This is a genomic window from Brunnivagina elsteri CCALA 953, from assembly GCF_002289455.1.
Classification (GTDB): Bacteria; Cyanobacteriota; Cyanobacteriia; order Cyanobacteriales; family Nostocaceae; genus Brunnivagina; species Brunnivagina elsteri.
Window position 1 is genome coordinate 1 of the sequence record NZ_NTFS01000417.1, and the last position, 5,558, is coordinate 5,558.

Annotated in this window: 5 protein-coding genes; 3 read left to right on the forward strand and 2 right to left on the reverse strand. The window is 35.9% G+C overall.

All coding sequences use genetic code 11. The features are described from left to right. Nucleotides 1-267: 267 nt before the first annotated feature. The 3 genes from CK510_RS25380 to CK510_RS25390 all read left to right on the forward strand — a co-directional run bounded on the left by CK510_RS25380 (nt 268) and on the right by CK510_RS25390 (nt 4,408). Nucleotides 268-1,653, forward strand: a complete 1,386-nt coding sequence (locus CK510_RS25380; RefSeq protein ID WP_095724318.1) for a CHAT domain-containing protein — start codon at nt 268-270, stop codon at nt 1,651-1,653. Between the two features lie 259 nt (nt 1,654-1,912). After that, nucleotides 1,913-3,130, forward strand: coding sequence for a sigma-70 family RNA polymerase sigma factor (locus CK510_RS25385; protein ID WP_245912432.1), 1,218 nt, complete (start codon nt 1,913-1,915; stop codon nt 3,128-3,130). A 93-nt stretch (nt 3,131-3,223) separates the two neighbouring features. Then, nucleotides 3,224-4,408 (forward strand): DUF1822 family protein, encoded by a 1,185-nt coding sequence (locus tag CK510_RS25390; RefSeq protein WP_095724320.1) that lies wholly within the window; start codon nt 3,224-3,226, stop codon nt 4,406-4,408. A gap of 52 nt (nt 4,409-4,460) precedes the next feature. On the opposite strand, the gene CK510_RS25395 is transcribed toward CK510_RS25390, so the two are convergent. Then, a complete protein-coding gene (locus CK510_RS25395; RefSeq protein WP_095724321.1) occupies nt 4,461-4,886 on the reverse strand; it encodes a type II toxin-antitoxin system VapC family toxin in 426 nt (141 codons plus the stop codon). Beyond that, nucleotides 4,883-5,266: a HicB family protein gene (locus CK510_RS25400; protein WP_095724322.1), complete on the reverse strand. Its 384-nt coding sequence runs from the start codon at nt 5,264-5,266 to the stop codon at nt 4,883-4,885. The genes CK510_RS25395 and CK510_RS25400 overlap by 4 nt, the downstream gene beginning before the upstream one ends. Between the last annotated feature and the right edge of the window lie 292 nt (nt 5,267-5,558).

Below are 5,558 nucleotides of genomic sequence, written 5' to 3' on the forward strand. Positions count from 1 at the left end.
CCATACTCCTCCGGGGAAAAAGCTACACGGAGCGTGCGCTTTACGCTTAGGCATTAATCTGCTACTTTTTGAGGAAACTAACCACGGAGACAATAAATACCCAGAGAAATAAAGGGAAGGGTAATCTAAAAATCCTGTAAAATTGCATCACTATCCATCTTTAAAAATCCAAAATCCGACGAGGAACTGTACAATTTTTGTGGAGTCATAAAAATCAGGTATAGAGCTTGCGGAAATAACGATCGCACTTGGTGTATCTACAAGGATATGAACAAAATTAAGCTAACTCTACTAGCTGTTTCCACGCTCAGTTTATCTATAATTGGGCTGTATGGTCTAAAAATCCAAACACGACCACTCAAGGCTATTTCTCCACCAGCAAAATCTAGTACACTTCCTCTATCCCGTCTCAATCCCCAAATTCTCAAAAAATTCCTTGATAATAAGGATATAAACTCGGCAATTATGCATGTGGAACTGGGATGGAAGCAGCAGTATGAGGAATATGTAGAGGGAAAATTACCTTCTAATCGAGTCATTGAAGTTAAAGAGATTAGGCAGACTCTCAATAAAATATCCCAGCAAAATGGCACAAAAAGTGCTTTAATTTACGCTATCCCTACACCTAATCATCTCGAATTAATTTTGGTGACACCAGGAAAAGCACCAATTCACAAGCGAATTTCCCAAGCGAAAAGAGAGGTTTTAATTAAATTAGTCAGTAATTTCCGCACTACTATTGTTAGTCCTAATTCTCAGCGTAGTGAGTATTTAAATTCGGGAAAACAAGTATATGATTTGCTGATTGCTCCTTTGGAAAGTGAATTACAAGGACAAAAAATTAATAATCTGATATTTTGTTTAGGTGGTGGTTTGCGAACTGTTCCTTTAGCGGCACTTTCTGATGGAAAAAGGTTTTTAGTTGAGAAATATAGTTTGGGGATTATTCCAGCTTTTAATTTACTAGATTTTCAACTTACAAATATTACAAAAACTCAAGTTTTGGCAATGGGTGCATCACAGTTTAAAAATAAAGAACCTTTACCTGCTGTTCCTGTAGAATTATCTAGTATTACTAGTAATAAATGGCAAGGTAAATCTTTCTTAAATCAAGAATTTACCATCACAAATTTGAAGAAACAACGCGCTATTTTTCCCTTTGGAATTGTACATTTCGCAACCCATGCCGAATTTTCTCCGGGTTCTGTGAAACAATCTTATATTCAGTTTTGGAATACACAAGTTAGCTTGGATCAAATCAAAAGTTTGGATTTAAATGAACCCAAAGTACAGCTATTAGTATTAAGTGCTTGTCGTACTGCGTTGGGTAATCCACAAGCTGAGTTGGGTTTTGCTGGTTTGGCTGTACAATCGGGTGCAAAAGCTGCTATAGCTAGTCTTTGGACAGTGGATGATGGGGGTACACTCGCTTTGATGACTCAGTTTTATCAACAACTTAAAGCAAATCCAATTAAATCAGAAGCATTGCGACAAACTCAAATTGCTATGCTTAAACAACAGGTAACTTTAAAAAATAATCCGGCAATTCGTGGAAGTGGTTCTTTACCTGCAAATGTTGCGAATCTTGATAATCGCGAGTTATCCCATCCTTATTATTGGGCTGGATTTACATTAATTGGAAATCCTTGGTAGTTTGAGTTAGGAGTTATAAATAAATATGTCTTAGAATGAGTATATAAATTATACTGCAAATGGCTTAAAATTTGACTAATATAGAACCCCTCTCCAACCTCTCCCCTTACTAAGGGGAGAGGCTTAGAAATATCATTTTTGATAGAGAACAAGTCTAATTCTTAATCGTTTTCAGTATAGTAAAGTCTATTTAATTTTTTGAACCTTTGTGATTTACTTGATGATGACTTTTAGACTTTAGTTTTATTGAATTTTAATTTTGAGTTTTAAATTAATTATGCGTCAACGTAAAAATATCACCGAACTTTTTTCGACTTTTATACAATTTGAATCCGATCGCTTTAGCGGTTGGGTAACTGATGCTAAACTAAACCGTAGTATGAAAACTTGCTTAAATCAATTAAGCGAAAATCAAGCTAATGAGGATTTTTGGGCTGTTTATTGGCATAAATCTTGGCAGAAGTCGGAAAAACCAGAAATTGCTTTAGGACATATGTCTGCTTATTTACAGGAACCTTGCTACTGGACTGTAAACAAAATGATACCCCGATCGCAACAGTCAAACGATAAAATGCCAGACTTTTTTCAAGTTGCGATCGCATCTGTTCCCAAAATCCTCAAATCCTGCAATCCTGATGTCAGTGGCAGCGTCAAGGGTTATGCTAGTATCGCTTTTGGTAATATCATTCGCGATTATCTAAGACAAAATAAGGAAGCTGATTTTTGTAATAATTGGGCTTTATTACTCAAAACTAGTCGCAAACTCTTGACAGAATCACTACAAAATGCTGGGCTAGATGCCGCAACTATCGAACGTTATTTACTAGCTTGGAGTTGTTTTGAAAGCATTTATGTACCGCGAAAGAACCCCCAGTTAAGGCAAATATCGGCACCAGAACCGGAAACTTGGCAAGCTGTAGCATTAGCATACAACCAAATGCACGCTCGCCTTTCCTCCCCAGGTGGGGAATGTACAAAGGAAACCATAGAACGTTGGTTAACGGAATCAGGGAACCAAATTCGTAAATATTTGTATCCTGCGGTAAAATCCCTGAATTCTCCCAAACCAGGATATGAAGAGGGGGAATTGCAGGATGACTTGGTAGATGGATTTCGGGAAACCTTATTAACCGAATTGATTCAACAGGAAGAACAAACAGCACGTACCGAACAAAGAAACCAAATTAATGCTTTTTTAGAAGATGCGATCGCGCTTCTTGATACTACTGGTCAAAAACTGCTAGAACTCTATTACCAAGGGAATTTAACCCAGCAGCAAATCGCGAAAGAGTTAGCAATTCAACAATATACCGTATCCCGTAAGTTATCGAAAACACGGGAATCATTATTACTTACCTTAAGTAGTTGGTGTCGAGAAACCCTGCATATTTCTATAACCTCCGACGTGGTTAAGTATATCAGCACAGTATTAGAGGAATGGTTACAAGCACATTATACAAATAGTTATGAGTTATGAGTTAAATTTTAATTCCTCATTACTAATTCCTAACTCCTAATTCTAATTCCTAATTCCTAACTCCTAATTCCTAACTCTCCAATCCCCAATCCTATGACTTTCCTAACCGAAAACCCAACCCAATTAGAATTCCAAATATCCCCAGATTTAGCGCAACAATGTTGGTTACATAGTCAGTCGCAACCCAGCGCAAAAGGACAATGGAATGCATATTTAAATCAAATTTGTCTGCAAACTATTCTCCCTTGGTTACAAGCAGAATATGAACCGCAAGCGAGTATTTTATTAAATGAATCATTACTACCCAGCTTTTGGGAAGTGGTTAATGGTACTGCTTTAAACTGGGGAAATAAACGTTTAATTATCATCCCCGAAAAAACTATAGATACTAGTGAATATCGAATCCCCCAAGAATGGATAGATGTTCCCAAGTTAGTAGGAGATTATTATTTAGCGGTTCAAATAAATCCAGATGACTTATCGATGCGAGTATGGGGATATACTACCCACGAAAAAATTAAAACGTCGGCTACTTATAATGGAATTGACAGAACATATAGTCTTGATACTCAGGAAATTATTCAAGATTTAAACGTGTTATGGGTAGTAACTCAACTTAATCCTGAAGAAGAAACTCGTGTTTCTGTTGCTAGTTTATCTGCTGTACCTGCAACTCAAGCAGAAAATTTATTATCTAGATTAGCAAATCCAGATATTATTCAACCCAGATTAGAATTACCATTTGTATTGTGGGGAGAATTAGTTAGTAATGATAATTGGAGACAAAAACTTTATCAATTACGTCAAGGAGAGTTAGAAAGCAATTTGACTCCTCGTAATGTTGCCGCAAATATAAGTCAGTGGTTGCAAAATGCTTTTGAAGAAAGCTGGCAATCTTTAGATAGTCTACTCGGCACAAATGCCAGTTTAGGCTTTAGTTTTAGAAATGCTTCAGAAGAAAATGACACAATCATCAAAAAAGCAAAATCTCTAAATTTACCTAATGGGGAAGTATTATTAGTTGTGGGATTGGACACAGAAGCAGATGGTAGAATTGGCATTAGAATTCAATTACGCAGTCTGAGTCAAGAAGAACATTTACCATCAGGAATTAATCTCAAATTATTGTCATCTTCAGGACAAATTATCCAATCAACTCAAGCGCGATCGCAAGATAATATTATTCAATTAAAGCGGTTTAAAATTTCTAGTAATACTCAATTTAGTATTCAGATTGAACTTGATGATTTTATCGTCACAGAAAACTTTGAAGTTTAATACGAGTTTTTTAATGCCTGCGATCGCTTAATAATTCCCTTGGAACATCGCACTAACTTTCCTTTGTCCAATCTTCAAATTGTAATCCTGGTACAAGGGAAAAATCGCGCTGATTTCTTGTCACCAAAATCCCATTATTAGCAATTACAATTGAAGCTATTCGCAAATCCTGCGTACCGATTCGGATTTTTTGCTGTTTTAATTCTGTATGACAACTCGCAGCTTCTGGGGTAAAGTACAGTACGTTAATAGTCCTAAAATCCTCCAATGTTTCACTCAATTGCATATAAGCAAATACCAGGGATTCTTGTGAATTAGCTCTTCTAATCCGATTTAACCTGCCATACATCTGTTCCTCATATGTAATAATAGTTGTAGCTAATTTTTCTGTAGATATAGTATTTACACGTTGACTAACCAATGGATGCGCTCTTTGAAGAAGTGATAGAGTATCCGTATCAAGTATCCAAAGCTTCACTTTCTTGCTTCCTCTGCATCTAATTGACGATAATATTCTTCCATTTCTGCATCTAATTCGTGTCGATATGCTTCAATATCGGCAAGCATATCATCAAACTGTGGATCATCTTTATACTTACCCGCAAATTTCATCCAAGGATGTTCGGGTTTTGATTTTGATACTTCTATTTCTTGAGTTGCTATTTCAATATTTTTAAATCTGTATTCCATTAGTTCGTGTAAATTGTTTAGTGCTTCTTGTTTTGTTGTCGCAAATACCTGACAGTCTGATAAACCCCACACAGTAGCTTGATATCCATCTGCTTTTGCTTCAACTAAGATTGAATAATTGAGTTTGGATAAATTATTTGTTGTCTCTTTGATTAAGTTAGTAGTCATAGAATTTACTCCGAGAACTTTTCGAGATTATATAGACTTAGCTATTCTTTTGCCTGTTTTCCCATTCTACAATACTTGTACTCTGAATTTTCCCTATAGAAAGGGCAGAATGGGAATGGGAAGTAAGCTAAACTCCGTCAATATTGAAAACTAAGATTTTAAATATATATACATGGTTTATAACATGATATCCAGGAACCCAGTAACTGGGTTTCTCTCCAGAGAATTAAAGAATCGGGAATATATGGCAAAAGTTGCATAAAATTTATAAGTTACATGTGTAAGTATTCAT

Bases quoted from the DNA above. Each gene is read 5' to 3' on its own strand.
- CK510_RS25380 (WP_095724318.1), top strand. From the start codon at position 268: ATGAACAAAATTAAGCTAACTCTACTAGCTGTTTCCACGCTCAGTTTA.
- CK510_RS25390 (WP_095724320.1), top strand. From the start codon at position 3,224: ATGACTTTCCTAACCGAAAACCCAACCCAATTAGAATTCCAAATATCC.
- CK510_RS25400 (WP_095724322.1), bottom strand. From the start codon at position 5,266: ATGACTACTAACTTAATCAAAGAGACAACAAATAATTTATCCAAACTC.